The sequence below is a fragment of the Ruminococcus turbiniformis genome (assembly GCF_020687545.1).
Taxonomy (GTDB): domain Bacteria; phylum Bacillota; class Clostridia; order Lachnospirales; family Lachnospiraceae; genus Mediterraneibacter; species Mediterraneibacter turbiniformis.
In genome coordinates, this window is sequence record NZ_JAJEQX010000009.1 from 88,781 (window position 1) to 114,636 (window position 25,856).

Below are 25,856 nucleotides of genomic sequence, written 5' to 3' on the forward strand. Positions count from 1 at the left end.
TGTTATTTTTATGAACAACTAGATTATAATGTCATCTCAGGAATGTGTCAATGGATTTCGGAAAGTATTTTAGAAAAATCGGGGATTGCCCCAGATTTTGGAAAAACAGTCCGGGGCAATGAGAAAGCTTTTGTATTTTATTCTGCGGAAAAGATCTTTTTTGAGAGAGTGCTTTTCAGCCAGAGCGGAAGAATAGTAATTTCTGAAAATATCGATAAGATATGTCTTGTACTTTTTGCTGCTGCTATCCTGGCTGCCCGCGATCTGAGCATAAAGAATAATGACCTGGGAGAGGATCTGTACAGCTACCATGGATGCGAGAATCTCTCTGCCGATAGAGCGGTAGTACCGGAAAACCTCCTGGCGGGCTCTGACCGCGTCCAGCTTTTTTTCGGAAAAGATTTCCATTCCCGTACTGGAGGTGTGTCGGACATAACAGTAGAGCGGAGTATGGACAGACACCGCCCGCTCTGTTTTGAGAAGAATATGGCACAGAAGCTCAAAATCTTCGCTGCACCGGAAGTCGGAAAAGCGGACTGAGTCAAAAAGCTCTGCGCGGAACAGCTTGTTCCAGAGAAAATCGCTGAGCCCTTCATTCCGGCAGAAAGAAGAAGCGATGCGGATATTTCCATCTTCGGACAGAAAACGGGGATACATTTCCCTTCGTTCACCGGTAGTCTCGTTTTCGATCCATGCTCCGCATTCTGCAATATCAGCTCTGTGTTGAGTGAGCGTTTTCAGAAGAATCTCGATATAATGCTCTGACACATAATCATCAGAATCAATAAACGCGATATATTTTCCGGAGGCTGTGTTGAGCGCTTCGTTTCTCGCGGAAGAAACACCTCCGTTTTCCTTATTAATAAAGCAGATGCGTCTGTCGTTTGCCTGAAACTCTCTGCAGATCTGTTCTGACTTGTCTGAAGAGCCGTCGTTGACAACGATAATTTCAAGGTGGGGGTATGTCTGATTCACTGCGGACTGGAGACATTTCCTTAAATGGGGTTCTGCATTATATACGGGAATGATAATACTGACCAGGTCGTTTCCTTTCATAGATGCCCTCCTTTTTACTATATATTGCCTATTATATCGATATAAATATAAAGGTTTTGTAATGAAAAAGTGTAAATTGTGTGAAGCCTGAATAAAACCAGAGGCTAAAATACTTGAATCCTGTCGGAGATTGTTGTACTATGGAGAACGTGTAAGAGATTATTTCTGAGAACAGGTGGAAAAGATGTCAGCAAAAAACAGAAGAAGACAAAACAGAAGGCGGGGACGAAGAGCGCGCAGCCGGAAAGCAAGGCGGCTGAAGCCGATTCAGATCGTGCTCATATGTCTTGCCGCGGTTCTGGCCGTACTGGTGGGGACAGCAGTTTTTTATGTGGCTTCCAAGTGGGATAAGATTGACACGAATAATATCAGCGCGGAAGATATTATTATCAACCAGGAAGTGCGGGAGAATAAAAATGTGGATCTGGGCGAAGGATACACAAATGTAGCGATCTTTGGCGTGGACTCAAGAGACGGAAGTCTCGGAGAAGGAAACAGGACAGACTGTATTATCGTGGCAAGCTTAAATAATGAGACGAAGGAAATCAAACTTGTCTCTGTTTACCGTGATACACTTCTTGATCTGTCGGAAGGAACTTATCAGAAGTGCAACGGTGCTTACAGCTATGGCGGACCGGTTCTGGCGATCAATATGCTGAACATGAATCTGGACCTTGACATACAGGATTACGTGACAGTGGATTTCGGAGCGATTGCCGATGCAATCGACCTGCTGGGAGGCGTTGAGATTGAGCTGACAGAGGAGGAGCTGCCTTATCTGAACCAGTATCTGACTGAGACGGCCCAGTCGGCGGGAAAACAGTCCTATTTTATAGGAACTCCCGGACTTCATACTCTGGACGGAGTGCAGGCAACTACATATGCAAGAATCCGCTCCACAGCGGGGGGAGACTTTACCAGAACAGAACGGCAGCGCCATGTGATCGAGAAAATGTTTGAAAAGGCAAAGAGTGCGGACCTGGCTACGTTAAACGAAATTATCGATAAAGTATTTCCCCAGGTGTCCACAAGCTTTACTCTGTCGGAAATCCTTTATTATGCATCAGCATACAGCGAGTATACGCTTGTCGGAAATATGGGATTCCCGCAGGACAATTACATGGAAACTCTTGCAGAGCTGGGAAGTGTGGTAATTCCGGATGATCTGGTTTCAAATGTGACGAAGCTTCATGAATTTCTGTATGGGACGACCGGGTATACTCCGTCGTCTACCGTATATACTGTAAATGACAATATCGCATACACGGTGAGTTCAGCACTTGCATCCTCGTCAGATACAGAGGAGACTTATGACGAGACCTACTATGACGATGGTACCGCATATTATGATGAGACATACAGCGACGGAACCTATGAGGGCGATTCGTATGATGATGGCTCTTCCGGGGGAGGTTATTATGATGAGAACGGAAATTATGTCGACAGCGGCGGAGGCGGAACCGGGGATGGATGGACGGATACCGGGGACGGAACCGGTCAGTCGGGAGGCGGAACGACAGATCCGGGTACCGGAATGGATCCGGGGACAGAGTGGTAAAAGAATCCGGCAAGGGAAACGCTGTCCTGCGGTTGCGCGGACTGTGCCGGAATATGTAATTATTCTGGACTTTTTGCCGCAAAGCGTGTATGATATAGAGAGGGTGAGCGGCAGGTCCGGCTGTGGACCTGCAGCAGTAAATAATTAAACACAAAAAGAGGTATTCACATGAAAGTATTTAAGAGATTGGCGGGAGTGATTCTGGCGGTATGCCTTATGGTTCCGATGTTCGGATCGGTGGCGTTTGCAGCCGAGGGCGTTCTGATGTTTTCGGATCCTTCTACACAGGTAGGAGAAAACGTGAGCGTTGATCTTGTAGTGCAGTCGAGCACCGGAGAGACGGTCGGAGATGTGAGCGTGACAATGAACTATGATCCGGCAGTGCTGGAGTTTGTGAGCGGAGACGGTTTTACGGCTGACGGATCCGGAACGCTTACCTACAGCGGATCAGGCAGCAGTGCCGAACTGCGTGTGACAGCACAGTTCAGGGCTCTTTCAATGGGAACCGCAGCGATTTCGGTTACAGGCTATACGGCAGCTGTTTCTTCCGGAGAGGAACTGAATCTGGAGCTCGGTTCCTCAGCGATTACGATTGAAGCGGCTGCGGACGGAAGCACAACGGCGGAACCGTCTGATGCAGCAGAAACTTCCGGTGCAGCGGGAGAGACGACGGATGTTGTAGTTTCGGTAAACGGAACTGACTACAATTTTTCTGAAGCGTTTACAACGGCAGATATCCCGGAGGGGTTCTCTGAGACAACCGTGAACTTTAACGGGGCGGACAGAAAATTTGTTTCTAATGAGGCGGGTGTGACGCTCGGCTACCTTGTGGACAGCGCGGGAACGGGAAGCTTTTTCCTTTACAATTCGGAAAATGCGACATTTTCTCCGTATGTCCTGCTGAATATATCAGATACGACAGCGATCATACCGCTGAGTGATGCGAGCGAGGTATCGCTTCCGGAAAACTATCAGCAGTCGGAACTTACGGTTGAGGATCAGCAGTTTCCGGTATGGTCTGATCCGACAGTGTCGGAAAGATATTATATTATCCACGCGCTGAATACGAGAACAGGAACAGAAGGCTTATATCAGTATGATACGGAGGACGGAACATACCAGTACTTCGAAGTCCCTGATCAGACAGAAGAAGAGTCCTCCGGCATTGCGCTTCCGGGCGCGCTGGGATCCTTTATCGGGGAACACATTATGATTGTTCTTGTGATCCTGGTTGTGATTATTCTGATTCTCCTCATTCTGATGATTATCTTTGCTGTAAAACTTGTGCATCGCAATCAGGAACTGGATGATCTTTATGATGAATATGATATCCCGTACGACGATGAGGATACATCGGCTTCATCAAAAAAATCGGAAAAATCAGTGCCGCTGCCGGACAATGATGACGACTACAGCGATGATTATGACGATGACTATGATGATGATGACTACGACGATGATTATGATGACGACTATGATGATGATTATGACGATGAAGAGGAGGAAGACCGGGACAGAGGAAAAAAGCAGAAAAAGTCTTCCGACGATGACGACTATAATATTGATTTCGTAGATCTGTAAATTTACAGTTCCGGAAAGACAGAGAGACAGAGAGCACTGGAAAAGCGGAAGCAGAAGCCACGTGACAGCTGTCTCTCTTTTTCAACAATTATTTATTGATTGTACACAGTTTTATCACAAAGCACATATATGATGGGCATATAACTTAGAAAAGACTAAAAGGCAGGTAAATTTATGGATAATCAGTATAATTACTATAATCCAAATGAGAATTATCAATATGGAGGAGGATTTTCCGACGGACAGGATCATAATACATCCGGAAGCGGAGGCGGAAAGCGCCCGCGCAAAGGAGTGCCGAGAGCAGTGGCGGTTACCGGGTTTGCCATTCTGTTCGGTGTGGTTGCAAGTGCTGTTTTTCTTGCTTCAAATGTGATCGGAAGCAGACTGCTTGGCCTCGGCGGGGCGGCGGAGTCATCGGAGACGACCTCCGGACAGGTAAATAACGGATCCACTCTTTCCAGGTCGTCCAGTGTTGTGACATCGGATGTCTCGGATGTCGTGGAGGAGGTCATGCCTTCTCTTGTATCTATAACAAGTATGTCTGTTGAGGAGGTACAGAATTTCTTCGGCCAGTCTTATGAGAGGACGAGCCAGGGTGCCGGAACGGGAATTATTATCGGCGAGAATGAGTCTGAGCTGATGATTGTGACAAATGACCATGTGGTTTCCGGAAGTGATACTTTGACCGTTACTTTTAGTGACCAGACGAGCGTGGAGGCGGATATCAAGGGCACAGATTCCAACTATGATGTGGCTGTGATTGCTGTCCAGATGTCTGCCATACCGGATAGCACCCGCAATGAGATCAAGGTGGCTACACTTGGTGATTCAACAGCACTGAAAGTAGGAGAGCCGGCTATCGCGATCGGAAATGCTCTTGGATACGGCCAGTCCGTTACAACAGGAGTGATCAGTGCTCTGAACCGGCAGGTTACAACAACGAACAGTGAGACCGGGGAAGTACAGTCGAGCGGAGTGGAACTGATTCAGACAGACGCGGCGATCAATGGCGGAAACAGCGGCGGCGCTCTGGTGAATGTAAACGGAGAAGTGGTTGGAATTAATTCATCAAAGCAGGTCGGTGATACGGTGGAGGGAATCGGATATGCAATTCCGATCAGCGATGTGAGCGAACTGATTCAGAGTCTGATGAACCAGGAGACAAAGACGAGGGTATCTGAGGAAGACCGGGGCATGATCGGAATTACAGGGATCAGCGTTTCCGATGCATTCTCTCAGGAGATTGATATGCCGGCAGGCGTGTATGTGACGGAGATCACAGCCGGTGGTGGCGCGGAAGAGGCCGGAATGACCAGAGGATGTATTATTACCGGAATCAACGGAAGTACTGTGGACAGTATGGAAGCTCTTCAGCAGCAGCTTGAGTACTATGCGAAGGGCGAGACAGTGACACTTACGATTCAGGTGCCTCAGACAAATGGAGAATATAAGGAACAGACGATTGATGTCACTTTGAAATAGAGTCCGAATCGTAATTCGGACGGGAAGAGCCTGAAAGTCTTGAATAAAAGCGGTAAAAGGAACCGGCAGATCTTTTGACAGACTGCCGGTTCCTTTTTGGCTGGCGGCAGGCCAAAGCCCGGATCTGCCCGGTACTCCGGCTGCCGTTTATGAGTGCTGCCTACAGGACGGTTCAGAGCGTCTATTTGTCAAATTCCGGATTGAAGGCATAGAAGTTGCGGCTGTCCAGACGGTCCTGGACAAGGCGCAGACTTTCGCCGAAACGCTGGTAGTGAACAATCTCCCGCTGCCTTAAGAAACGGATCGGGTCGCATATCTCCGGATCTTTGACAAGACGGAGGATATTGTCGTACGTTGTCCGGGCTTTCTGTTCAGCGGCGAGATCCTCGTGGAGATCAGTGATGGGATCTCCTTTGGACTGGAAGACTGTTGCTGTCCAGGGTGTTCCGCTTGCGGCCTGGGGCCAGAGTGCCAGTGTGTGATCCACGTAGTAGGGTGCGAAGCCGGAGCGCTCGATCTCTTCGGGCGTGAGATCTTTTGTGAGCTGATAGACAATGGCGCAGATCATTTCCATGTGGGCAAGTTCTTCTGTGCCGATGTCTGTCAGTATTCCGGTGACTTCCTTATAAGGCATCGTATATCTCTGCGACAGATATCTCATGGAAGCTGCCAGTTCGCCGTCCGGCCCGCCGAACTGGGTGATGATGATCTGAGCAATTTTCGGATTTGTCTGCGTGATCTTTACCGGATACTGCAGTCTTTTTTCATAATTCCACATAAATCAGCATCCTCCTTCCTGCCAGGGCCACGGCTCGTTGATCCAGCTCCAGCGGTCAGAGCAGGAATCCGCTGCTGTGTCAACTGTGAGCGGTCCGTAGGACTCGGCATAATCTTTAAGTGCCTGGCTGCGGTGGCGGCTCATCTCGCGGAAATATTCCAGTGCTTCGGTATCGCAGGGGTGGGTGTCGAGATACAGGGTTATCTCATTTATTACAAAGCTCACCTGATTGATATGATCCATGAGCTGTCTGCGGTTCATCATGCTGTGATCCGGAACCTGCCCCATATTCTGGCCTGTATTCCGGCCGGTATTCCGATTCATATTTTGATACATGTTCGGGTTCATCTGGTCCGCCCTCCTTTCCCGAGAAACGGTTTGTCGAGTTCCATAAAAAGCGTTCCGCGCTCAAGAGCTTTACATGGCTCATAGAGGTCTCTCCATTGCTGCCACGGTACATAGGCCATGGCGATGGGCATATCCGGCGGAAAAAGATCATGTGTGTCCGGACAGCCGGGCGCCTGGCCGGTCTGACTGCGGAATGCGGAATCAGACGGAGCGGCAGATGATCCGGTGCGGCGCATACAGCGCATATTATTCTGACAGTTTGCCATTTGAGATACTTCCTTTCATAACGGGCAATTCCTTATTATATTATGGGATTTTTTCATGGATGTGCGGAACATACTTTCCTCTTCCTTCTTAGATATTTTTCTGCTATACTATATCCGTGACAAATGAGAAATCTGATATATTAGCTGAAGTCAGACGGAAGTGTATTGTCTGGAATGGTATAAGACGACTGTGAAGAGGTGAAGAAAAACTCTGCTGGAAAAGTTAGACGAGCTGTACCGGAAATACGGGTACTGTCTGAACACACTGCATTCTTATGAATTTGAAGGTTCTGCCGGATTCACCCGTATGCAGCAGATTATGCAGAAATTCCGTGAAGGTCTGGAATGTGTGGGCGGAAGAAAGGTAGAGAAGATGCTGGACTATTCAAAAGGTCTGGATGGACTCCCGAAGTCGGATGTGCTTAAGTTTTTCCTCGAGGAAGGATGCTCGGTAGTTGTACGGCCTTCGGGAACGGAGCCGAAGCTCAAAATATATATTTCTGTGAGAGCCGGAAATCAGGACAGCGCTGAGAAAACAGAAAAGCTGATGGTGGAAGAGTTATCAGAGCTGTTGGGAAACCAGTGTCCGGCTTAGATTAGAAGAGAATGAGAAGAATTGCTGGGGGGCATCATGTTTTTTAATTCATATCTGTTTATACTGGTTTTTTTCCCGATTGTATTAATCGGTTATTACTCGATCAACCGCACAGGGAAATATCGGTTGTCAGAGTTCTTTCTGCTTCTGATGTCAGCCGTTTTTTACGGCTCTTTTGAGATAAAAAGTATCCCGGTCATTGCGGGAAGCATACTGGTCAATTACGCCATGGGAAGGATCCTTGAGCACAGGCAGTCAAAAGTCTGGCTTGCGGCAGGGATTCTGTTCAATGTGCTTCTGCTGGGCGTATTCAAATACCTGAATTTTGTGCTGGAAAATATCAGCGGGCTGATCGGCGGAAGAGTTACTCTTGTGGAGATGATCGTTCCCATCGGAATCAGTTTTATGACGTTCCAGCAGATTTCCTACATCGTAGATGTATACAGAAACCGGAATTACGGGTATAGCCTTATGGAATACGCGCTGTATGTTTCCTTTTTCCCATATGTGATTTCCGGACCGATTGTAAGGCACAACGAGCTGATTCCCCAGCTGAGGGACTCCGGGAGAAAGGCTTTTAACGCGGAAAATTTTGCGAAGGGTCTTTACGCGTTTATTCTCGGGCTTGGAAAAAAGGTGCTGATCGCGGATACGTTTGCAGCTGTGGCCAATGCGGGATTTAACAATGTGGGCAGCTTAAATACGACGAGTGCGCTTTTTGCCGTTCTGTCCTATTCGCTCCAGATTTATTTTGATTTCAGCGGATATTCGGACATGGTGCTCGGAATCGGAAAAATGCTGAATCTGGATATGCCGATCAACTTCAACAGTCCGTACAAAGCGGCGAATATTCTGGATTTCTGGAAACGGTGGCATATCTCTCTTACCAGGTTTCTGACGGAATACATATACTTTCCGCTGGGCGGAAACAGAAAAGGAACGGTTCGGACATATATAAATGTCATGTGTGTGTTTGCGGTCAGCGGAATCTGGCACGGAGCAAGCTGGACGTTTGTCATATGGGGGCTTCTTCATGGCGCGGCCAGTGTGATCACAAGGATGTTCCGGACGAAAATTGAGAAGATGAACCAGACTGCGTGCTGGATTCTGTTTTTTGCGTTCATCAATTTCACATGGATTTTCTTCCGGGCGGCTACGCTGAACGATGCGTTCACTGTGATAAAGACGATCGTAAAATGTCAGTTCGGCCTGCCCCCGGCGGAGATGACAACGGCAGTGCTGCTCCCTGAAATTGAGATGGTGCTTGATCTTCTCGGAGCTGTCCATCCGGCTCTGGCGGCGATGATCCTCCCGGCTGCGGCTGTGACTGTCACCATCTGTGTGCTGGTGATGAGAAACACACAGGAAAAACTTGAAACATTTAAGCCTACAGCGGCAAAGTCGCTTCTGTGTGCGGTGCTGCTTGTGTGGTGCGTTGTGTCGTTCTCGGGCGTCACCTCATTTATCTATGTCAATTTCTAGGGAGGCTGGAAGATATATGTACGGCAAATTTATACGAAGGACTCTGATTACTGCAGCGGCGCTTCTCGTTGTCTTTGCGCTGACGATCATTGTTATCGATCCCTTCTTTCACTATCACGCGCCTCTTAAGGGGCTTAAGCCGGTTATAAATGACGAGAGATATCAGAACCCGGGAATTGCGGAGCGCTTTGAGTACGACTCTGTGCTGATCGGCTCCAGTATGACTCAGAATTTCAGGGTTTCGGAGTTTAATGAGACATTTGACTGTGACACCGTGAAACTTACCTACTCCGCGGTGCGCACCGGAAGCTATAAGGAGATGTTTGACAGAGCGTTTGAGGGCAGGCAGATTAAGAATGTGTTCATGGGGCTGGACATTGACCCCCTGATTGATACATTCGGAAACTATTATTTTCCTCTTCCGGAGTATCTGTATGACGATAATATTTTCAATGATGTAAACTATGTTCTGAATAAAGCGGTCATGTTTGACAATACATATCATTATATGAAGGATAACCTTCTCGGGACAGTGCCGGATATCGACGACGCATATATGTGGGAAGGCAGCTTTTCAAAAGAAAGTGCGCTCCAGTCAGTGGGGTGGGACATAAACTATCGCGGTGAGCCGACCCCGTATCCTTACTATCTGGAAAATGCCAGGCTCAATCTTGGGAAAAATATCCTTCCGGCCATAGAAGCACATCCGGAGACGACGTTCTATGTGTTCCTGCCGCCGTACTCTCTGCTGTGGTGGAATATGAGGCTGAATTACGGAGACCTGGACAGTATTCTCGATGTGGTGGAATACGCGGAAGGCGAGCTGCTGAAATATGACAATGTGAAGCTGTTCAATTTCCAGGGAGTGGAAGAGGTTGTGACCGACCTGAATCTCTATAAAGATTACAACCACTACGGTCCGGAGATTAACTCCAGAATGATCGGCTGGATGAAAGAGGGAGAGTACCAGCTGTCTGCAGAGACGTATAAGGAAAAACTGGCACAGTTCAAAGATTTCGTGGAAACGTTTGACTACCAGACGTGGGTGGCGGAGTGATTTCCCAAAAAAGTCCTTTACAATTCAGACTAAATTATATATAATGTATTAGTCGGCGGGGTGTGGCTCAGTTTGGTTAGAGCGCACGGCTGGGGGCCGTGAGGTCGCAGGTTCGAATCCTGTCACCCCGATGATCCGTGAAGGATAACAATAAATTAGGTTCAGTCATTGCAATAAGGAATCAGCTCAGGTAAAGAAGGATTTACCGAACCTGGTTCCTTATCTGTTATTACCGCCGGGGTTTTCGGCGGACATTGTCTGGACAGTTCTATACCACATGAAAAGGAGACATCAGTATGTGTGGATTCGCAGGATATGTCGGAGAGACAGAAGACAGGGAACAGGTCCTTGTCAATATGATGAATACGATCATTCACAGAGGACCCGACAGCGAGGGAAAATATATAGATGAAGACGCCGCGCTGGGCTTTCGCAGGCTCAGCATCATTGACCTTTCCGCTGTGGGCGACCAGCCCCTCTATAATGAGGACCGGAGCATGGTTCTTGTATTTAACGGAGAGATCTACAACTATCAGGAACTGAGAGAAGAGCTGGTAAAGGCAGGACATACGTTTGTGTCGAATACGGATTCCGAGACGCTCATTCACGGCTTTGAGCAGTGGGGCGAGAGCCTCGTGGACAGACTGAGGGGCATGTATGCGTTCGTGATCTGGGACACAAAGAAAAAACGGCTTTTCGGAGCAAGGGACATTTTCGGAATCAAGCCGTTTTATTACGCGCATATGAACGGCACGCTGATGTTTGCCTCCGAGATCAAGGCGTTTATGGAGCACCCGAAATTTGACAAGATTTTTAATGAGGACGCCCTGGGAAATTATCTTTCTTTCCAGTTCGTTCCCACGAATGAGACGTTCTTCAAAGGCGTGTTCTGCCTGCAGCCGGGACACTATTTTGTCTACGAAAACGGGGAGATGAAGATCACACGCTATTTTGAGCCTGATTTTACAGGGGACTGCACAAAACCGTTTGAAGAAGTTGTGGACGATGTGGAAGCTGTCATGAAGGAATCGGTTGAGAAGCACAAGATCAGTGACGTGGAAGTGGCATCCTATCTGTCAAGCGGCGTTGATTCCAGTTATCTCACGTATTTGGGACAGGTGGACCGCACGTTTACGGTCGGGTTTGACGAAGGGAAATACAGCGAGATCCGGGACGCGAAGGAGTTTGCAGCGAGCATCAATATGAAGAACGACGCGAAAGTGATCACGCCGGACGAATACTGGGACAGACTGTCTGATATCCAGTATTATATGGATGAGCCTGTGGCGGATCCGGCGGCGATCGCGCTCTATTTCCTCAGTGAGGAGGCGGCAAAAAAGGTCAAGGTTGTTCTCTCGGGAGAGGGCTCGGACGAGCTGTTCGGCGGGTACAACATCTACTGTGAGCCGCTGGAACACACGTCGTTTAACCGGATTCCGCTGGGAATCCGCCGGCTTCTCGGAAAGTTCGCAGAGTACTGCCTTCCCCGCGGAATGAAGGGCAGAGGATTCCTCATGCGCCACGGAAAGACTCTGGAGGAAAGATATTTCGCCAATGCCACGAATATCTTTACCGAGAGAGAGGCAAATAAAATTCTGAAAAACGGATGCAGACCGGGAATCCAGAAGGTGACCAGGCCGCTTTACGACCGGGTAAAGGGCAAAGATCCGGTTACGAAAATGCAGTATGTGGATCTCCACCTCTGGCTTGTCCATGATATCCTTATGAAAGGGGACAAGATGGGAATGGCAAATTCTCTCGAAGTGAGGGTGCCTTTCCTTGATAAGAAAGTGCTGGAACTGGCACAGACGCTGCCTCTTGACTACAAGGTGAGGGCACCGAAGACAAAAGTGGCGCTGCGCGCGGCGGCGGAGCGGTGCATCCGCAGCAAGACTGCTGAGAAAAAGAAACTGGGATTCCCGATTCCGATCCGCGTATGGCTTAAGGAGGAAAAATACTATAACAGAGTGAAAGCGATGTTTTTATCTCCTGCGGCAAAGAAGTTTTTTAACACGGATATGCTGATCCGAATGCTGGATGACCATAAGGCGGGGAAAAATACGAATGAAAAGACGGATGACAGCCGGAAGATCTGGACCGTATATATTTTCCTCGTGTGGTATGACCGGTTTTTTGAACACGGCAAACCGATGCATCCGTCCATGAGCGCAAGATAGGTGATAGAATATGAGAAGCAGAACTGTGAGGCCGGTGAAACGGCGCGAACAGAGCACAGGTAAGAGCAGAAAAAGCGGCAGAATCGGGGACACACAGCCCATGCCTGTTGTGAGGCAGCAGCAGTACAGGGCATCTCTGTCGGATACCCGGCCCATGCGGACCGCAGAGGCCCGCTACAGGACAGGTACGGGAAACAACAGGAGATCATCCGGTATACGTTCCGGGTATGAGGAATATCAGAGAACGATCCGCGACAGACAGAGGGTTCTGCGTACCCCGCGGCCGGCACCGGAACGAAAGGCGGTCCGCCCGGCAAAACCGCGGCAGTCAAGCCTGGGGAGAGTGATTGCCCGCAGCAGGGCAAAAGGTGCGGAAAAAGCGCAGTATTTTGACTACGATCTGTTGTTTGTTATCATTTTCCTGATGTGTTTCGGTCTGGTGATGCTGTACAGTGTAAGCGCCTATGAGGCCCAGGTTGATTTCGGGAGCGATATGTATTACTTTTCCAAGCAGGCGCTGATCGGTGTGCTTGGATTTGTGGTGATGTTTATTGTCGCGAGAATCGATTATCATCTGTACGGCGCTTTTGCCGTTGAGATTTTTGCTGTATCGATTGTGCTGATGGCACTTGTTCAGACGCCGCTGGGCGTAACGGTAAACGGTGCCAGAAGGTGGATCCAGCTTCCGGGCAACCTGACGCTTCAGCCTGCGGAGATTACAAAGATCGCCGTGATCCTGTTCATCTCCTATGAGCTGTGCAGGCTCGGGAAAAAAGCATATACTATAGAAGGAATTATCCGGGTTTTCATATTCGGCGCGGCGGCGGCGGGAGGTGTCCTGATTCTGACAGACAACTTAAGTACGTCGATTATCGTTATGGCAATCACCTGTATACTGATTTTTGTCATTCATCCGAAGACAAAGCCGTTTCTTCTGTTTGCGGCGGGAGCGTTGGCGTTTGCGGTGGTTGTAATCGCCATACTGGCGGTCGTTGCGACGAACACGGATAACTTCAGAATTCAGAGAATTCTGTCATGGCTGAATCCGGAAGCGACGGCGGATGACGGAAGCTTTCAGGTTATGCAGGGACTGTACGCAATCGGAAGCGGCGGCTTTTTCGGAAAGGGGCTTGGGAACAGTACCCAGAAGCTTGGTGTGATCCCGGAGGCCCAGAACGATATGATCCTCGTTGTCATCTGTGAGGAACTCGGAGTGTTTGGAGCGCTTATTATCCTGCTCCTCTTCGGAATCCTGCTTTACCGCCTGATGTTTATCGCGCAGAACGCGCCTGATCTTTACGGCTCCCTGATCGCGGCGGGGATATTCGCGCATATTGCGCTTCAGGTTATTTTGAATATTGCGGTTGTCACCGGGCTTCTCCCGACAACCGGTATCACGCTTCCATTTATCAGTTACGGAGGTACCGCGATTCTGTTTCTTATGGCGGAGATGGGAATTGCGCTGGGCATTTCCAGAAGGATTAAGCTGGAGGGAGAATAGAAAACAGAAAATTCACATAAAATGCTTTCCCTTTGTGAAAATATATGATATAGTCATATGTGGTATTAAGAACTACATGAAGAGGCTTTCAATATATTGAATAGAGATAACTCCCGCCCACGTCAGGCGGTGAGTGAGAACGTTGAATATTGCTTCGGGAGGGATTTTATGGATTACAGAATAGTTGTGGACAGCTGCGGAGAGCTGACGCACAGGATGAAAGAAAGCGGGATCTATGTAACGGCTTCACTCAGCATGGAAGTTGACGGAGATACGATTGTAGATGATCATACATTTGATCAGGCAGATTTTCTGCGCCGGGTGGCGGCAAGTCCGGAATGTCCGAAGTCATCCTGCCCGTCGCCGGAGAAATACATGGAACTGTTTGAAGGAGGGGCGAAGCGTGTTTACGCGGTAACCCTTTCCGCGGAACTGAGCGGATCCTACAACAGCGCTCAGCTTGGAAGAAGCCTCTTTCTCGAGGAAGAGAAGAACCGGGATGTGCAGATTCACGTGTTCAACTCCAGATCGGCATCTGTCGGCGAAACTCTGATTGCACTGAAGATTCAGGAGTGCGAAGAGGAAGGACTTCCGTTTGATGAGGTCGTACGCCGGGTGGAGGATTATATAGAAGAGCAGCATACCTATTTTGTGCTGGAGAACCTGGATACGCTTCGCAAAAACGGGAGACTGACAGGAATCAAGTCGCTTGTGGCAAGCGCCCTGAACATCAAGCCTGTGATGGGCTCAACCCCTGAGGGGACGATCTGCCAGCTGGGGCAGGCGAGAGGAATCCGGAAAGCTCTTGCGAAAATGGCAGAGCAGATTGCTAGGGAAGGAATGCAGACGGAGAAGAAGATACTGGCCATTGCCCACTGCAACTGTGCGGAACGTGCAAGGGAAGTGGAGCGGATGATCGTTGACAGGATCAAAGTGAAGGACAGTTTTATTGTGGATACTGCCGGAATCAGTACAATGTATGCGAATGATGGGGGAATAATTGTTGTGCTCTGACGGAGATTGTGTTAAACTGTCTTTATGTCATGGCGTGCGGGAATGCTGCCGGTGGCAGTTTTTTCGTATGAGTGAAAGGAGCTGAAACAATGAGTCAGGAAAAGGTTGACCGCTATAAAAAGGAAAAAGCGAACAGAAAACAGATCATGCACAGGCAGAAAGTGATGAGTGTTGTCCGCAAGACAGTTCTTACGGTTGTCGCACTGGCACTGGTCGGCTGGCTTGGCTTTTCCGCGTATGATATGTATGAATCCGGAAAAGAGCGTGTGGTTGCGGAAGTGAACTACGATTCGATTACGGATTATTTCAGCAGCCTTAACGCGGATGCAGCGGAATAATGAGATATTGTGAAACCGCGGAACAGTGAAAACTCTGTATGAGAACGGGGACGGAGCAAAAGCGGAAACTGTACCGGAAAAAGCCTGAAAACAGAAAATGATTAAAAAACACAACATGTAGAGGAAAGATGGAAATCTGTACTCTACATGTTCTTTTTTTGCGCAGATTTGTATTTCCTGGAAGAAATTTCCGGCCTGTCCGGACACAAAAAAATCAAAAAAAGGGGTTGAAAAAGGGGGTGTGGTGGTTTAGAATGGTGTCAAGTGGTAAAGAGTGGTGGATAGTGGAACAAAGTGGGGGGATGTGGAGGCTCACCCTGAGAGAAAGGATTCCAAATGTTACTGGGAGAGTTTAACCATACGATTGATGAAAAGGGCAGACTTATCATCCCTGCAAAACTGCGGGATGATCTCGGTGACAGCTTCGTGATATGCAACGGGCTGGAAGGGTGTCTTTTTGTCTATTCCCAGGATGAGTGGAGCAAATTCGTCGCTGAACTTGAAACCTTACCACGAATGAACAAGGATGCCAGAATCTTCAAGCGCTATTTCTTCGGAAGTGCTTCTGAGGGCAGCTTCGACAAGCAGGGGAGAGTTCTTGTCCCGCCGTCGCTCAGAAAGGCAGCGCATCTGGACAAGGACGTAGTCCTGGTGGGAGTTCAGGACCGCGTTGAGATCTGGGACAAGGCACTCTGGGAGGAGAGAAGCCAGGTGAGCGAAGAAGACCTGGATGCAATCGCAGAGCGCATGGAGTCCATAGGAATCAGGATCTGACTGGGAGGAGAATATGGCATTTAGTCACACTTCCGTCCTGCTTTACGAGACGGTGGACGGGCTTGACATCAGGACGGACGGCATCTATGTGGATGCCACGCTGGGAGGCGGCGGACATGCCTTTGAGGTGTGCAGCCGGCTTGGCAGCAAGGGGAGATTTATAGGTATAGACCAGGACGCCGACGCCATTGAAGCGGCGGGAAGGCGCCTTGAAGGCTTCGGGGAGAAGGTCACGATAATCAGGAGCAATTATTGTGATATGAAGCCGCGGCTCCATGAGATCGGCGTTGACAGAGTTGACGGCATTGTCCTTGATCTGGGAGTTTCCTCCTATCAGCTTGACACGGCTGAGCGGGGATTTTCCTATCGGGCGGACGCACCGCTTGATATGAGGATGGACCAGAGACAGAAGATGACGGCCAGAGATATCGTCAACGGCTACAGTGAGGCGGAACTTTACCGCGTGATCCGGGACTACGGGGAAGACAGATTTGCGAAGAACATCGCAAAGCATATTGTCACGGAGCGCGAGAAAAGTCCGATCGAGACAACAGGACAGCTGAATGAAATCATAAGCCATGCCATTCCGATGAAAATCCGGAAGACTTCGGGACACCCGTCCAAGCGGACGTTCCAGGCGATCCGGATTGAACTGAACCATGAGCTGGATGTGCTGAAAAATTCGCTGGACGACATGATCGACATGTTGAATCCGGGCGGCAGGATCTGCATCATCACATTTCATTCACTGGAGGACAGGATTGTGAAAAGCGCGTTCCGGAAAAATGAGAATCCGTGCACCTGTCCGAGCAGCTTTCCCGTCTGCGTCTGTGGGAAGACATCAAAAGGGAGAGTGGTGACGCGTAAGCCCATCCTGCCGACAGAGGCGGAGATGGAAACAAACAGCCGCTCAAAAAGCGCGAAACTGAGGATCTTTGAGCGTGCGTAAGAAAACCAGGGAGTAGTTAAAATAAATGCCCCGGCGGGAGGGGAGAACCCGGCGGGGCACAAAAACAGGAAGGGGCATTTCGTTATGGCATACAGAACCAGTACATACAACCGAAGACATGCTGATCTTAAGGGGAACGATCAGAGCCGGTTCTACGTGTACGGCAATGCTGTGCGCCAGGCAGAGCCTCTTCCGCGGAGAATGCCGAAAGAGCAGCCGGCGCCTGCAAAAAGGCGTACAAGCCGTCAGGTGGCAAGAAACAGACACCGCGCTATGAGTATCAGTCCGGTGTATGCAGTGTTTCTTGGACTGGCAGCAATCTGTGCGGTGGCAGTCTGCGTCCTGTATCTGAATCTTCAGTCGGACGTGATAAGCCGCTCAGAGAATGTGACTGCGCTTCAGGAGCAGCTGACCGATCTGACAGAGGCGAATGACACCGCATACAACGCGGCGGCAGATTCGATCAATCTGGAGATGGTGAGGGAGAAAGCGATGAATGAGATGGGGATGGTATATGCGTCGGAGGGAACTGTGATTGAGTATGACAGTCCGTCCGGAGGATATGTAAAGCAGTACAGTGATATCCCCGAGAGCGGTATCCTTGCCCAGTCGGAGAGCACTTCGGATTAAGGATTATTTAATATGGCAGGAAGAAAGAAAAAAAACAGATTTGAATTCCTGACAAGGAAATTTCCGGTCAGGATGCAGCGGAAACTGGTAGGGCTGTTTATGGCAGTAATACTGGTTTTTGCTGTTCTTATAGGAAGAATTACACTGATTAATGTAACAAGCGGCAGCAGCTACACAAAGGTCGTGCTGGATCAGCAGAATTATGACAGCCGAGTGATCGCCTTCAAGAGAGGCGATATTGTGGACCGGAACGGGACAAAGATCGCCACAAGTGAGCGTGTTTACAATGTGATACTTGACGTGGCGGTCATGACGGACAAAGACGAGTATATCGAGCCCACGAAGGCAGTGCTCAAAGAGTGCTTCGGCATCGAGGAGAGCGTCGTGGATGAACTCATCGAGGAAAGCCCGGAGAGCCATTACGAGATCCTTGTGCAGGGGATCGATTACGAGACAGCCCAGAAGTTCAACGAGATCGACAACGATGACGAAAACTATCCGAATGTCATGGGAATCTGGCTTGAGGATGACTATACGAGAACCTATCCTTACGGCAGCATGGCCAGCGATGTGATCGGATTTACCTACGAGGGAAATTCGGGAGCGATCGGTATAGAGAGCGCATACAACAGCGTACTCAACGGGACAGACGGAAGAGAGTACGGGTACTTTGACTCCGACTCGTCTCTGGAGAGAACCGTAAAACCGGCGAAGAATGGAAATACTGTTGTGTCTACCATCGATGTAACCCTCCAGAATATCGTGGAGAGATGTATTCTTGAATTTAACCAGGAGCATGCGGACGAGGACAGTCCGGGAAGCAAGAATACGGCAGTAATTATTATGGACCCGAATACAGGGGAGATTCTTGCCGAAGCGTCCTACCCGAACTTTGACCTGAACAATCCGAGAGATCTGTCCATTTTCTATACAGATGAAGAGTGGAACGCCATGTCGGATGAGGATCAGGTCAATGCCATGAACGACCTGTGGCGAAACTTCTGTGTGAGCGATGCCTACGAACCGGGATCCACCGCAAAGCCGTTTACAGTGGCAGCGGGGCTGGAGACAGGAACGCTTACGGGAAATGAGACATACTACTGCGGCGGAGCGAAAGATGTTCTCGGAACGTCTATCTCGTGCCACTACGCGGACGGCCACCAGACAGAGACCGTGCAGGATGCCATTGCAAATTCCTGCAACGTGGCGCTTATGGATATGGCCAGCGTGATCGGGGTCGACAACTTTACCCGGTATCAGCACATTTTCGGTTTCGGGGAGTACACGGGAATCGATCTGCCGGGAGAGGCGGAGACATCAGGACTTCTCTACTCGGCGGAAAATATGACAGAGATCGATCTGGCGACAAACTCCTTCGGACAGAACTTCAACGTCACTATGACACAGATGGTATCAGCGTTCTGTTCTCTCGTAAACGGCGGTTACTACTATGAACCTCACGTGGTAAAGGAGATTCAGGATGAGGACGGAAATGTCATTGAGACGAAAGACCCGGTACTTCTCCGCAAGACTGTTTCCGAGGAGACGTCGACCATGGTGAAGCAGTACATGAAGGCCGTGCTTGACTATGGAACCGGTCAGAGTGCTCAGGTGGAAGGATATGATATCGGAGGAAAAACGGGAACAGCCGAGAAACTTCCGAGAAATAATGGAAACTACCTTCTTTCCTTTATCGGATACGCGCCCCAGGAAAATCCGGAAGTAGTCATTTATGTCGTTGTGGACGAGCCGAACACTGCGGCGCAGGATGACAGTTCCCTTGTACTTGGCTTAAGCCAGAAGATTATGGCAGAGGCTTTCCCTTATCTCGGGATCACGACGACAGCCGAGAGCGGGGCGACCCAGACAGAGGGGACGAGTTTCGGGTCGACGGAATACACGGATTATGATACAAACTATGAGGAGACGTACGACAATCCGGACGGATCCTACATTGACGAGAGCTACGACCCGGATCTGGACGACTGGGCGACAGGAGAAACAATAGAATAGTCAGAGAGACGAATAACCCTGCAAAAGATGTAATAAGCTTTATCAACATTATTTTGCAGGGTTGTTTTGTATTTATGAAGAACAGGACATACAACAGAAAGAAAATACTCGTCGTGTTTCTCTGTGCGGTGGTTATCCTTTCCGGTCTGATCGGAAGGCTTGTGTATCTGATGATTTTTGACGCGGAATATTATCAGGAGCTGGCGGAAGACCTGCACGAGAGGGAGAGGGAGATTAAGGCGGCCAGAGGCGAGATTGTGGACCGCAACGGTGTTGTACTGGCCACAAACCGGACCGTATGCACCATATCCGTGGTGCACAGCCAGATCGAAGATCCGGAGACGGTCATAAGCGTATTGAGCTCGGAACTTTCACTGGATGAAGCTGAAGTGAGGGAAAAGGTGGAAAAGGTGTCCTCCATGGAAAGGATAGAGACGAATGTGGACAAGGAGACAGGGGATAAGATCCGGGAATATGACCTGGCCGGCGTGAAGGTGGATGAGGACTATAAGAGATATTACCCCTTCGACGATCTGGCCTCGCGTGTTCTTGGTTTTACCGGAGGAGACAACCAGGGAATTATCGGGCTGGAAGTAAAATATGAAGATGTTCTGAAAGGGACGAACGGGATGATCCTTACAGTGACAGATGCCCGGGGAATCGAGCTGGAGGGAGTAGCGGAGGACCGGATTGAACCGGTGGCGGGAGACACGCTTCAGGTGAGTCTGGATTACAATATCCAGGCGTACTGCCAGCAGGCCGCCATGAACGTGCTGGAGGAAAAGCAGGCGGAAGCGGTGTCCATCCTCCTGATGAACCCGCAGAACGGGGAAATCTACGCCATGGTCAATGTGCCGGAATTTGATCTGAACGATCCGTTTACGCTGAACACAGGAGAGGATGCCTCGTCTCTCACGGACGAAGAACTTCAGGATGCGCTGAACCAGATGTGGAGAAACCGGTGTATCAATGACACGTATGAGCCGGGGTCGGTCTTTAAGATTATTACTGCGTCGGCCTGCCTGGAAGCCGGGACGCTCTCTCTGGACGACACGTTTTACTGCCCGGGATACCGGATCGTGGAGGACAGAAAGATCCGCTGCCACAAAGTGGGAGGGCACGGACAGGAGACTTTTGTGCAGGGGATTCAGAACTCCTGCAATCCCGTTTTTATGGACATCGGGCTGGAACTGGGGGCGGAGCGGTTTTACGAGTATTTTGAAAAATTCGGACTTCTCAAACTGACCAATATCGACCTGCCCGGGGAGGCCGGGACGATCATGCACAGAAAGGAAGATATCGGTACCGTGGAGCTTGCGACCATGACATTCGGCCAGTCCTTTCAGGTTACGCCGATTCAGATGGCAGTGACGGTCAGCTCGATCATAAACGGGGGAACAAGGGTGACTCCCCACATCGGCGCGGCTGTGCTCGATGAGGAGGGGAATACGGTTGAAAAACTGGAATATGAGACGGAGTCAGATGCTGTTTCCAAAGAGACATCAGAGACAATGCAGACGCTTCTTGAAAGTGTCGTCTCGGAGGGGTCCGGGAAGAACGCTTATCTGGAGGGGTACTCCATCGGAGGGAAGACGGCCACGTCCCAGACCCTTCCGAGAAGCGCCAACAAATATATTTCCTCCTTTCTCGGATTCGCCCCGGCGGATGATCCGCAGATACTTGGGATGGTCATCATCCACGATCCCCAGGGCGTATATTACGGGGGAACGATTGCGGCGCCCGTGCTACGGGATATCTACGACAATGTGCTTCCCTATCTCGGGATTGAAAAAAACTGACCGATGGTATATACTAAATGAGATATTCAAAAAGGAAGAGATCTTTTTAAGACGAAAGAGATGAAGAGGTGAATTTATGAGCAGTCATATTGTGATCCCGGTACTGATCTCCTTTGCGATCAGTCTTGTGCTGGGGCCGGTTGTGATACCTTTCCTCAGGAAACTGAAAATGAAACAGACGGAGCGTACTGACGGGGTGCAGTCTCATCTGAAGAAGGCGGGAACTCCGACGATGGGCGGAATCATTATTCTGATCTCCGTGATTGTGACATCGCTTCTCTATGTGAGGGACTATCCGAAGATCATTCCGGTGCTTTTCCTGACGGTTGCGTTCGGGCTGATCGGGTTTCTGGATGACTATCTGAAAGTAGTGCTGAAACGTTCTGACGGGCTGATGCCGATGCAGAAGATGGCGCTGCAGATCGTGGTGACGGCGATTTTCGCATATTATATTGTCATGGTGGCGGATATTCCGCTGACGATGCTTGTGCCGTTTTCCGGCGGCTATTATCTGGATCTGGGCTGGCTTGCCATTCCGGTTCTTTTCTTTGCCGTGATCGGAACGGTTAACGGAACCAACTTTACAGACGGCCTGGACGGCCTGGCGTCCAGTGTGACGGTTCTTGTGGCGACGTTTTTCACTGTGGTGGCGATCGGAACAGACAGTGGAATCGAGCCGATCACGTGCGCTGTTGTGGGCGCGCTGCTCGGTTTTCTTCTGTTCAACGTATACCCGGCCAGCGTGTTCATGGGAGATACGGGCTCTCTGGCGCTCGGCGGATTCGTGGCAGGAACCGCGTACATGCTCCAGATGCCGCTGTTTATCATTATTGTCGGCTTTATCTATCTGGTAGAGGTGGCTTCGGTCATTATCCAGGTTACTTATTTTAAAAAGACAGGCGGGAAGAGAATCTTCAAGATGGCGCCGATCCACCACCACTTTGAACTGTGCGGGTGGTCGGAGACAAGAGTTGTGGCGGTATTTTCCGTTATCACGGCGCTTCTGAGCCTGATCGCACTTATGGGGGTATAGATACGATGGATATGAAAAGTACAGATGGCGTGAAAAGTACGGAGGATCTGACGGAAAAGGATCTGAAAGGGAAAAAGGTTCTTGTATTCGGATCCGGGATCAGCGGTGAGGCGGCATGCAGCCTTCTTTCGGAAGAGGGGGCGCATGTGGTGCTCTATGATGGGAACGGCAGCCTTGATCCGGATAAAATCCGGGAAAAAGTTCCGGGGGAGACGGAGATTGTTCTCGGTGAATTTCCGGAGAGTCTTTTGGATGAGATTTCCATGACCGTGATGAGCCCGGGCGTTCCTACGGATCTTCCGGTTGTAAACCGGATGCGGGAGAGAGGCATTGCCATCTGGGGAGAGATTGAGCTGGCCTATGTATGCGGAAAAGGCGACGTTCTGGCGATTACGGGCACAAACGGAAAGACGACGACGACGGCGCTGCTGGGACAGATCATGAAAAACTACAATGAAAAGACGTTTGTAGTCGGAAATATCGGAAACCCGTATACAAGCGTTGTGCCGGAGACGACAGAGGACAGTGTGATCGTGGCGGAGATGAGCAGTTTTCAGCTTGAGACGGTACGTTCTTTCCGTCCGAAGGTGAGTGCGATTTTAAATATCACGCCGGATCATCTGAACCGTCACCACACAATGGAAGCCTACATTGCCGCGAAAGAGAGAATTGCGGAAAACCAGACAGAGAGCGATTTCTGCGTGCTAAACTACGAGGATGAGGTGCTGCGTGCGTTCGCGGAAGAGGTGAAGGCGCAGGTTCTATATTTCAGCAGCCGGCGTAAACTTAACAGAGGTGTATTTCTGGACGGCACGCAGATTATCTGTGAGATCGGGGAGAAGATTCCCGTGTGTGACGTAAGTGAGCTTCAGATTCTGGGTACGCACAATCATGAGAACGCCATGGCAGCCGTGGCGATGGCTTATGCCTACGGTGTGCCGGTGGATGTGATACGAAAGACGTTAAAAGAGTTCGCAGGGGTGGAGCACAGGATTGAGTTTGTGGCGGAGAAAAACGGAGTTGCCTATTATAATGACTCCAAGGGGACGAACCCGGATGCCGCAATCAAGGGTATCCAGGCGATGAACCGGCCGACCGTGCTCATTGGCGGAGGATATGACAAAGATTCTGCCTACGACGAGTGGATCCGTTCCTTTGACGGGAAAGTAAAGAAGCTTGTCCTTCTCGGCGCCACAAGAGAGAAGATCGCCGAGACTGCCAGACGCCTCGGATTTACGGACATTGTGATGGCCGACACGTTTGAGGAGGCCTTTGAAAAATGCGTGAAATACGCACAGCCCGGCGATGCGGTGCTCTTATCGCCTGCATGCGCGAGCTGGGGAATGTTTAAAAACTACGAAGAACGCGGAGATAAATTCAAAGAGCTTGTAAACCAACTGTAGGGAGTGGATTTTATTTGGAGCGTTCCGGGAAGAAGAGTGAAAAGAAGAGGCGGTATGACGAGACGATGATCGCTGTAGTGCTGATTCTCCTTGTGATCGGTCTTGTCGTGCTCTACAGCACGAGCGCGTACAACGGCAGCGTGAAGTTTCACGATCCCTTTTATTATTTGAAAAAGCAGGGCTTTGCCACTCTTCTGGGACTTCTGGGAATGATGTTTGTGGCGGGCATCGACTACCGCAGGTGGTCTGTGCTGGCAGTTCCCGGCTACCTGACTGCGATTGCGCTTTCGGTAGCAGTCATGCTCTTCGGGGATGAATACAACGGGTCCAAAAGATGGCTGTCTTTGGGCCCGGTTTCTTTTCAGCCGTCGGAGTTTGCTAAGGTGGCTGTGATACTCTTTCTCGCCTGTCTTGTCAGCAGATATGCGGGAAAGATCGGAAAGTTCAAGTATCTTGTCCTGATGATGCTCCCGGTTCTTCCGATCGTTGCGCTTGTGGGGGCCAGCAATCTGAGCACCGCCATTATCATTCTCGGAATTGCCGTGGTGCTGGTCTTTGTGGCGAGTCCGAAGTATTCTCAGTTTATCTGGATGGGAAGCGCAGGGGTTGCATTTATGGCTATCTTTCTCGCCATGGAGAGTTACAGGCTGGAGCGTATCGCCATATGGCGCAACCCGGAGAATTATGAGAAAGGGTATCAGACGCTCCAGGGGCTTTACGCGATCGGAAGCGGAGGACTTTTCGGAAGAGGTCTGGGAAACAGTGTGCAGAAGCTGGGGTTTGTGCCTGAGGCGCAGAATGATATGATCTTCTCGATTATCTGCGAGGAGCTCGGTCTTGTGGGAGCGGGGATCATTATCCTTTTGTTTCTGCTCCTGATCTGGCGGCTTTTTGTGATCGCCACCCGGGCGCCGGATCTTAAGGGGGCACTGATTGCGTCAGGCGCGATGGCCCATATGATGATCCAGGTCATCCTGAATATTGCCGTGGTGACCAACACGATACCGAACACGGGTATCACGCTTCCGTTTATCAGCTATGGAGGCACTTCGATTCTGTTTCTTCTGCTGGAGATGGGACTCGTGCTCAGTGTGTCAAGCCGGACAGAGTAATGCGAAGGAGGCTTACGGATGAAAAAGAAAAAGCACAGAAAGAGAAAGATATGGCCGGTTGTGGCGGGCGTCTTTCTCGCGGTGATTGTCCTTGCTGCGGGGAGTGTGCTGTTATTCCGCACACGCTCGTTTGAGGTGGAGGGAAACTCCTATTACAGCAAAAACACGATCACATCCTGGATTCAGAACGACCAGTTTTCTTTCAATACATTATATATACTGATCAAATACAACTTTACAGACGCAGACCTGCCGTCCGCGGTGGAGAGCATGGATGTGTCGCTGAAAAATCCGTGGACGGTCCGTGTGAAAGTGACAGAGAAGGAGATGGCCGGATATGTGGATTATGACAACGCCTATCTCTATTTCGACCGGAACGGAAATGCGGTGCTGCGCACTCCCCGGGTTCTGGAGGGAGTGCCCTATATCGAGGGACTTGTCTTTGACGCGGAAAAGGTAGAGATCGGGAGTGCTCTCCCGGTGGAGGACGACAGTGTTTTCGACAAGATTGTCGAAGTGTCGAAAAGCCTGAAGAAGTTCAGCCTGACTCCGGACCGGATCTCCTGTGCGGACGGAACGATCCACCTCTTTTTCGGAGGAGTGGAAGTGCTGCTTGGAAGCGGGGATTACGATGTGAAGCTGGAACAGGCACAGGCAGTGATGGAGAAACTTCTGGAACTGTATCCCGACACGCCGGGGACGCTCCATCTGGAAAACTATGACCCGGATTCCGGTTCGATCCGGTTTGTTCCGGCGGCATAGTTCGTCTGTACGTGTTTTCCGCGCCATTCGCAAAGCCGCACTGGCGTGCTTCCCGCGGCATACGCCGCAGCTTTGCTCATAAGAAGGCGCTCAGTCCATAGAAACACTCAGGAGAGAAACCATGCAAGCATGCTTTCTGCTCCCA

Annotated in this window: 23 protein-coding genes and 1 tRNA gene; 20 read left to right on the top strand and 4 right to left on the bottom strand. The window is 50.0% G+C overall.

Annotated features, from left to right (window positions below):
* Positions 1–69: 69 nt before the first annotated feature.
* A complete protein-coding gene (locus tag LKD70_RS06805) occupies positions 70–1,056 on the bottom strand; it encodes a glycosyltransferase family 2 protein (protein ID WP_227707285.1) in 987 nt (328 codons plus the stop codon).
* Positions 1,057–1,240: 184 nt separating this feature from the next.
* On the opposite strand from LKD70_RS06805, the gene LKD70_RS06810 reads away from it, so the two are divergent.
* The 3 genes from LKD70_RS06810 (at position 1,241) to LKD70_RS06820 (ending at position 5,680) form a co-directional block, all read left to right on the top strand.
* Positions 1,241–2,614, top strand: coding sequence for an LCP family protein (locus tag LKD70_RS06810; protein ID WP_227707286.1), 1,374 nt, complete (start codon positions 1,241–1,243; stop codon positions 2,612–2,614).
* A gap of 168 nt (positions 2,615–2,782) precedes the next feature.
* Positions 2,783–4,195, top strand: a complete 1,413-nt coding sequence (locus LKD70_RS06815) for a cohesin domain-containing protein (RefSeq protein ID WP_227707287.1) — start codon at positions 2,783–2,785, stop codon at positions 4,193–4,195.
* Between the two features lie 174 nt (positions 4,196–4,369).
* Positions 4,370–5,680 (top strand): S1C family serine protease, encoded by a 1,311-nt coding sequence (locus LKD70_RS06820; RefSeq protein WP_227707288.1) that lies wholly within the window; start codon positions 4,370–4,372, stop codon positions 5,678–5,680.
* 181 nt (positions 5,681–5,861) lie between these two features.
* Here the strand turns inward: LKD70_RS06820 and LKD70_RS06825 are convergent, their stop codons facing one another.
* Genes LKD70_RS06825 through LKD70_RS06835 form a run of 3 tightly spaced genes read right to left on the bottom strand, consistent with a single transcriptional unit; the run spans position 5,862 to position 7,072 of the window.
* Positions 5,862–6,458 (bottom strand): manganese catalase family protein, encoded by a 597-nt coding sequence (locus tag LKD70_RS06825; RefSeq protein ID WP_227707289.1) that lies wholly within the window; start codon positions 6,456–6,458, stop codon positions 5,862–5,864.
* 3 nt (positions 6,459–6,461) lie between these two features.
* Positions 6,462–6,806, bottom strand: a complete 345-nt coding sequence (locus tag LKD70_RS06830) for a spore coat protein CotJB (protein WP_407690922.1) — start codon at positions 6,804–6,806, stop codon at positions 6,462–6,464.
* Positions 6,803–7,072, bottom strand: coding sequence for a spore coat associated protein CotJA (locus LKD70_RS06835; protein WP_227707290.1), 270 nt, complete (start codon positions 7,070–7,072; stop codon positions 6,803–6,805). Before LKD70_RS06835 ends, LKD70_RS06830 begins: the two co-directional genes overlap by 4 nt.
* A 307-nt stretch (positions 7,073–7,379) precedes the next feature.
* On the opposite strand from LKD70_RS06835, the gene LKD70_RS06840 reads away from it, so the two are divergent.
* From LKD70_RS06840 to LKD70_RS06920, 17 genes are all read left to right on the top strand, one after another.
* Positions 7,380–7,667: a hypothetical protein gene (locus tag LKD70_RS06840; RefSeq protein ID WP_227707291.1), complete on the top strand. Its 288-nt coding sequence runs from the start codon at positions 7,380–7,382 to the stop codon at positions 7,665–7,667.
* Positions 7,668–7,703: 36 nt separating this feature from the next.
* Positions 7,704–9,149, top strand: coding sequence for an MBOAT family O-acyltransferase (locus LKD70_RS06845; protein WP_227707292.1), 1,446 nt, complete (start codon positions 7,704–7,706; stop codon positions 9,147–9,149).
* A gap of 16 nt (positions 9,150–9,165) precedes the next feature.
* The gene (locus LKD70_RS06850) at positions 9,166–10,206 is read left to right on the top strand and encodes a hypothetical protein (RefSeq protein WP_227707293.1); all 1,041 of its coding nucleotides are present in this window, start codon (positions 9,166–9,168) and stop codon (positions 10,204–10,206) included.
* Between the two features lie 56 nt (positions 10,207–10,262).
* A tRNA-Pro gene (locus LKD70_RS06855) sits at positions 10,263–10,337 on the top strand.
* Between the two features lie 165 nt (positions 10,338–10,502).
* Positions 10,503–12,383 (top strand): asparagine synthase (glutamine-hydrolyzing), encoded by a 1,881-nt coding sequence (gene asnB / locus LKD70_RS06860; RefSeq protein ID WP_227707294.1) that lies wholly within the window; start codon positions 10,503–10,505, stop codon positions 12,381–12,383.
* 10 nt (positions 12,384–12,393) lie between these two features.
* Positions 12,394–13,884: an FtsW/RodA/SpoVE family cell cycle protein gene (locus LKD70_RS06865; protein WP_320442587.1), complete on the top strand. Its 1,491-nt coding sequence runs from the start codon at positions 12,394–12,396 to the stop codon at positions 13,882–13,884.
* Positions 13,885–14,052: 168 nt separating this feature from the next.
* Positions 14,053–14,898 (top strand): DegV family protein, encoded by an 846-nt coding sequence (locus tag LKD70_RS06870; RefSeq protein ID WP_227707295.1) that lies wholly within the window; start codon positions 14,053–14,055, stop codon positions 14,896–14,898.
* Positions 14,899–14,987: 89 nt separating this feature from the next.
* The gene (locus LKD70_RS06875) at positions 14,988–15,236 is read left to right on the top strand and encodes a hypothetical protein (RefSeq protein WP_227707296.1); all 249 of its coding nucleotides are present in this window, start codon (positions 14,988–14,990) and stop codon (positions 15,234–15,236) included.
* 336 nt (positions 15,237–15,572) lie between these two features.
* Positions 15,573–16,010, top strand: a complete 438-nt coding sequence (gene mraZ / locus LKD70_RS06880) for a division/cell wall cluster transcriptional repressor MraZ (RefSeq protein WP_227707297.1) — start codon at positions 15,573–15,575, stop codon at positions 16,008–16,010.
* 13 nt (positions 16,011–16,023) lie between these two features.
* Complete coding sequence (gene rsmH, locus LKD70_RS06885; RefSeq protein ID WP_227707298.1) at positions 16,024–16,959, top strand: 16S rRNA (cytosine(1402)-N(4))-methyltransferase RsmH; 936 nt, start codon at positions 16,024–16,026, stop codon at positions 16,957–16,959.
* 84 nt (positions 16,960–17,043) lie between these two features.
* On the top strand, positions 17,044–17,589 hold the full coding sequence (locus tag LKD70_RS06890; protein ID WP_227707299.1) for a hypothetical protein: 546 nt from the start codon (positions 17,044–17,046) through the stop codon (positions 17,587–17,589).
* A 12-nt stretch (positions 17,590–17,601) separates the two neighbouring features.
* A complete protein-coding gene (locus LKD70_RS06895) occupies positions 17,602–19,602 on the top strand; it encodes a peptidoglycan D,D-transpeptidase FtsI family protein (RefSeq protein WP_227707300.1) in 2,001 nt (666 codons plus the stop codon).
* Between the two features lie 74 nt (positions 19,603–19,676).
* A complete protein-coding gene (locus tag LKD70_RS06900) occupies positions 19,677–21,401 on the top strand; it encodes a peptidoglycan D,D-transpeptidase FtsI family protein (protein WP_227707301.1) in 1,725 nt (574 codons plus the stop codon).
* Between the two features lie 76 nt (positions 21,402–21,477).
* Positions 21,478–22,434 (top strand): phospho-N-acetylmuramoyl-pentapeptide-transferase, encoded by a 957-nt coding sequence (gene mraY, locus LKD70_RS06905; protein ID WP_227707302.1) that lies wholly within the window; start codon positions 21,478–21,480, stop codon positions 22,432–22,434.
* Positions 22,435–22,445: 11 nt separating this feature from the next.
* Positions 22,446–23,837, top strand: coding sequence for a UDP-N-acetylmuramoyl-L-alanine--D-glutamate ligase (gene murD, locus LKD70_RS06910; RefSeq protein ID WP_407690924.1), 1,392 nt, complete (start codon positions 22,446–22,448; stop codon positions 23,835–23,837).
* Positions 23,838–23,851: 14 nt separating this feature from the next.
* Positions 23,852–24,949, top strand: a complete 1,098-nt coding sequence (locus LKD70_RS06915) for an FtsW/RodA/SpoVE family cell cycle protein (RefSeq protein ID WP_407690923.1) — start codon at positions 23,852–23,854, stop codon at positions 24,947–24,949.
* A gap of 18 nt (positions 24,950–24,967) precedes the next feature.
* Positions 24,968–25,711 (top strand): cell division protein FtsQ/DivIB, encoded by a 744-nt coding sequence (locus tag LKD70_RS06920; RefSeq protein WP_227707304.1) that lies wholly within the window; start codon positions 24,968–24,970, stop codon positions 25,709–25,711.
* The last annotated feature ends 145 nt before the right edge of the window (positions 25,712–25,856 follow it).

Excerpts from the sequence above, each read along its gene's own strand:
- LKD70_RS06805 (WP_227707285.1), bottom strand. The coding sequence starts at position 1,056 with ATGAAAGGAAACGACCTGGTCAGTATTATCATTCCCGTATATAATGCA.
- LKD70_RS06810 (WP_227707286.1), top strand. The coding sequence starts at position 1,241 with ATGTCAGCAAAAAACAGAAGAAGACAAAACAGAAGGCGGGGACGAAGA.
- LKD70_RS06815 (WP_227707287.1), top strand. The coding sequence starts at position 2,783 with ATGAAAGTATTTAAGAGATTGGCGGGAGTGATTCTGGCGGTATGCCTT.
- LKD70_RS06820 (WP_227707288.1), top strand. The coding sequence starts at position 4,370 with ATGGATAATCAGTATAATTACTATAATCCAAATGAGAATTATCAATAT.
- LKD70_RS06825 (WP_227707289.1), bottom strand. The coding sequence starts at position 6,458 with ATGTGGAATTATGAAAAAAGACTGCAGTATCCGGTAAAGATCACGCAG.
- LKD70_RS06830 (WP_407690922.1), bottom strand. The coding sequence starts at position 6,806 with ATGAACCCGAACATGTATCAAAATATGAATCGGAATACCGGCCGGAAT.
- LKD70_RS06835 (WP_227707290.1), bottom strand. The coding sequence starts at position 7,072 with ATGGCAAACTGTCAGAATAATATGCGCTGTATGCGCCGCACCGGATCA.
- LKD70_RS06840 (WP_227707291.1), top strand. The coding sequence starts at position 7,380 with ATGCAGCAGATTATGCAGAAATTCCGTGAAGGTCTGGAATGTGTGGGC.
- LKD70_RS06845 (WP_227707292.1), top strand. The coding sequence starts at position 7,704 with ATGTTTTTTAATTCATATCTGTTTATACTGGTTTTTTTCCCGATTGTA.
- LKD70_RS06850 (WP_227707293.1), top strand. The coding sequence starts at position 9,166 with ATGTACGGCAAATTTATACGAAGGACTCTGATTACTGCAGCGGCGCTT.
- asnB (WP_227707294.1), top strand. The coding sequence starts at position 10,503 with ATGTGTGGATTCGCAGGATATGTCGGAGAGACAGAAGACAGGGAACAG.
- LKD70_RS06865 (WP_320442587.1), top strand. The coding sequence starts at position 12,394 with ATGAGAAGCAGAACTGTGAGGCCGGTGAAACGGCGCGAACAGAGCACA.
- LKD70_RS06870 (WP_227707295.1), top strand. The coding sequence starts at position 14,053 with ATGGATTACAGAATAGTTGTGGACAGCTGCGGAGAGCTGACGCACAGG.
- LKD70_RS06875 (WP_227707296.1), top strand. The coding sequence starts at position 14,988 with ATGAGTCAGGAAAAGGTTGACCGCTATAAAAAGGAAAAAGCGAACAGA.
- mraZ (WP_227707297.1), top strand. The coding sequence starts at position 15,573 with ATGTTACTGGGAGAGTTTAACCATACGATTGATGAAAAGGGCAGACTT.
- rsmH (WP_227707298.1), top strand. The coding sequence starts at position 16,024 with ATGGCATTTAGTCACACTTCCGTCCTGCTTTACGAGACGGTGGACGGG.
- LKD70_RS06890 (WP_227707299.1), top strand. The coding sequence starts at position 17,044 with ATGGCATACAGAACCAGTACATACAACCGAAGACATGCTGATCTTAAG.
- LKD70_RS06895 (WP_227707300.1), top strand. The coding sequence starts at position 17,602 with ATGGCAGGAAGAAAGAAAAAAAACAGATTTGAATTCCTGACAAGGAAA.
- LKD70_RS06900 (WP_227707301.1), top strand. The coding sequence starts at position 19,677 with ATGAAGAACAGGACATACAACAGAAAGAAAATACTCGTCGTGTTTCTC.
- mraY (WP_227707302.1), top strand. The coding sequence starts at position 21,478 with ATGAGCAGTCATATTGTGATCCCGGTACTGATCTCCTTTGCGATCAGT.
- murD (WP_407690924.1), top strand. The coding sequence starts at position 22,446 with ATGAAAAGTACAGATGGCGTGAAAAGTACGGAGGATCTGACGGAAAAG.
- LKD70_RS06920 (WP_227707304.1), top strand. The coding sequence starts at position 24,968 with ATGAAAAAGAAAAAGCACAGAAAGAGAAAGATATGGCCGGTTGTGGCG.